This window comes from Desulfobaculum sp., assembly GCF_054921475.1.
Genome location: NZ_JBUDSW010000346.1, coordinates 1 through 3019, shown reverse-complemented (window position 1 = coordinate 3019; position 3019 = coordinate 1). Strand labels below are relative to the sequence as shown.

Genomic DNA, 3019 nt, shown 5'->3' with positions numbered 1-3019 from the left:
CTCAAGTACGAGTCCGGCATCCACCGCGTGCAGCGCGTGCCCGCCACCGAGTCGCAGGGCCGTATCCACACCTCCGCCTGCACCGTGGCGATTATGCCCGAGGCCGAGGACGTGGAGATCAACCTCAGCCCCGACGAGCTGCGCATTGACGTGTACCGCTCCTCCGGCCCCGGCGGCCAGAGCGTGAACACCACGGACTCCGCCATCCGCGTGACCCATTTGCCCACCGGCCTCGTTGTGACGTGTCAGGACGAAAAGTCCCAGCACAAGAACAAGGCCAAAGCGCTGAAGGTTCTGCGTTCGCGCCTGCTGCAGATGGAGCAGGACAAGCAGCATCAGGAGCAGGCTGATGCCCGCCGCGCACAGGTTGGCTCCGGCGACCGCTCCGGACGCATCAGGACCTACAACTTCCCGCAGGGCCGCGTCACCGACCACCGTATCAACCTGACCCTGTACCGCCTCGACGAAGTCATGCAGGGCCACATTGACGAGCTTGTCGAGTCCCTCATCAGCCATTATCAGGCCGAGGCACTCCGGCAGCAGGCGGAGGACTCGTGATCCGGGAAAACCCGACACTGCGCGCGGTCATCACCGAAGCCCGCGCGCAGCTTGAGCGGGCGGGTGTCGACAGCCCAGCCCTCTCGGCAGAAATTCTGGCGGCGCATACCTTGGGGATGCGCCGCCTCGACGTTCTGGTGCATCCAAACAAAGTCCTCACCCCCGCCGAAGCTGTGGCCGTGCAGGTGGCTATCACCCGCCGCGCCGCAGGGGAGCCGGTTGCCTATATCCTTGGAGAAAAGGAATTCTACGGTCTGGACTTCACCGTCAGCAGCGCCGTCCTTGTGCCGCGTCCGGAGACGGAACACATTGTTGAGGATGTGGAAGCGCACTTTGCCGCGGATGCGCCGCTGCGCTTTGCGGACCTTGGAACGGGCAGCGGCTGTCTGGCCGTGACTGTGGCGCACCTGTTTGCCAACGCGCGCGGCGTGGCGCTGGATATGAGCGCCGACGCGCTGGCCGTGGCGCGCGCCAATGCCGTCCGGCATGGTGTGGCCGATAGGGTGGCCTTTGTGCGGGGCGACTTTGCCCAGCCTTTTGCCGCGGCGGGGAGCTTGGACCTTGTGGTGTCCAATCCGCCCTATGTGAGCGAGGCCGAATACCGCGAACTGGATCCCGAAGTGTCGCAGTTTGAACCGCGGACCGCGCTGGTCCCTGATGGGCACGTGGAGTCCGATGGTCTGGAGTGCGTGCGCGCGCTGCTGCCGCAGGTGGCCCGTGCTCTGCGACCGGGGGGACTCTTCCTGATGGAGTTTGGCTGGACGCAGGGCGAAGCCGTGCGCCGCATCGTGGAAGGGCAGGGCGTGTTTTCTTCGGTAACCATCCGCCGCGACCTTGCCGGAAAGGACAGATACGTGCTGGCCCTGCGAAGCGAAAAGTGTGTGTGAAAACACACGAGTGTTGCTTATTTGTAACACTTGCACCGCAGCGCCCTTGGTGTAAAGCCCAGTAATTTCAGTATGTTATGACTTTTAAAATTCCGGCACGTATTTTGCTTCAAGCGTGGCGGAGGCTATGAATGCAACAGACGACAATCCAAAAATCAGTCAAATGCTCCGGCATCGGCCTGCACAGTGGCCGCAAGGTGGAACTCGTTCTGCGTCCCGCGGATGAGGATACCGGTATCGTCTTCGTCATTAAGAACGAAAACGGCACGCGCTTTCTGACCCCCACGCCCGAGAGCGTGATCGGGACCGGACTTGCCACCACCCTCGGACAGGGCAAGGACTCCGTTGCCACCGTTGAGCACCTGATGGCCACCACGCGTGGTCTTGGTATAGATAATATACAGATTGAAGTGACGGGCGGGGAAGTGCCCATCATGGACGGCAGCGCCGGATCCTTCGTGTTTCTGCTCAAGGGAGCGGGAATCCGCAGGCAGGGCAAGCCGCGCCGCGCCCTCGCCGTGGCCAAGCCCTTTTCCCATAAGGATGAGGAGAAGGCCATCCGCGTCAGCCCGTACGACGGGTTCCGCGTGGACTATATTATTGACTTCAAGCATCCGCTCATTGCCGAGCAGCGCCGCAGCTTTGAATTGACGCCCGAAACCTTCGAGGCGGAAATTGCTAAGGCGCGGACCTTCGGCTTCCTGCGCGATGTGGAATATTTGCAGAAAAATGGCCTTGCCCTGGGCGGCTCGCTTGAAAATGCCGTGGTCCTCGACGAGTACGGCGTGGTGAATGCCGAGGGGCTGCGCTTTGAGGACGAGTTCGTCCGGCACAAAATTCTCGATTTTATTGGCGACATGGCCGTGAGCCCGCTGCCGCTTCTTGGGCATTTTGAGGTGCGCTGCTCCGGCCACGCATTTAATAATGCCTTTTTGCGCGAACTTATCGACAACGGCGCGTCCTATTTGCGCACGGTGGAAGCCGTGGAGCCGCAAATGGCCGCCCGCAGCGCCGAAAAGGAGTCCGAGGCCGTGGGTGTGCCCGCGTTAGCCTAGGCCCTGTCTGGGTTTCGTCAAAAAAGCCGTCCCGCTTCCGGGGCGGTTTTTTTTGTGATAAGCTCCGGGATCGGTGCGACGGATAAGGGGGAAGACCACTTTTTTGTAGGGAAAATCAAAAAAGTTGAAAAATTCGCTTGACCCCGGTGGCAGTTCCAGATAGTTCTGCTCCTCGCCGACGGGGAGAGCGAAACGCACTCACCGACGGCACTTTGAAAATTACTGCGCTGGTGTAGCTCAATTGGCAGAGCAGCTGATTTGTAATCAGCAGGTTGTGGGTTCGATTCCTATCACCAGCTCCAGCAGAGAATGGAGGGGTTCCCGAGTGGCCAAAGGGAACAGACTGTAAATCTGTCGGCGATTGCCTTCGGAGGTTCAAATCCTCCCCCCTCCACCATCAATATTTAGCGCTAAAAGAACTGTAGGAGACAGGGTGGACCTGTTGCTTGACTGCAGAGTAGTGCGCGGGAATAGCTCAATTGGCTAGAGCATCAGCCTTCCAAGCTGAGGGTTGCGGGT

Annotated in this window: 3 protein-coding genes and 2 tRNA genes; all 5 read left to right on the top strand. The window is 60.3% G+C overall.

Annotation, left to right across the window (positions count from 1 at the left end; translation table 11 throughout):
- Positions 1 to 558: peptide chain release factor-like protein (locus ACY69P_RS15685; protein ID WP_462328158.1), on the top strand; the 558-nt coding region annotated here is incomplete at its 5' end.
- The gene (gene prmC / locus ACY69P_RS15680) at positions 555 to 1445 is read left to right on the top strand and encodes a peptide chain release factor N(5)-glutamine methyltransferase (RefSeq protein WP_462328157.1); all 891 of its coding nucleotides are present in this window, start codon (positions 555 to 557) and stop codon (positions 1443 to 1445) included. The genes ACY69P_RS15685 and prmC, both read left to right, overlap by 4 nt.
- A 131-nt stretch (positions 1446 to 1576) precedes the next feature.
- Entirely contained in the window at positions 1577 to 2500 is a 924-nt protein-coding gene (gene lpxC / locus ACY69P_RS15675) for a UDP-3-O-acyl-N-acetylglucosamine deacetylase (RefSeq protein WP_462328156.1), read from the top strand.
- Between the two features lie 226 nt (positions 2501 to 2726).
- Positions 2727 to 2802, top strand: a tRNA-Thr gene (locus ACY69P_RS15670).
- Between the two features lie 9 nt (positions 2803 to 2811).
- A tRNA-Tyr gene (locus ACY69P_RS15665) sits at positions 2812 to 2897 on the top strand.
- Positions 2898 to 3019 lie beyond the last annotated feature (122 nt).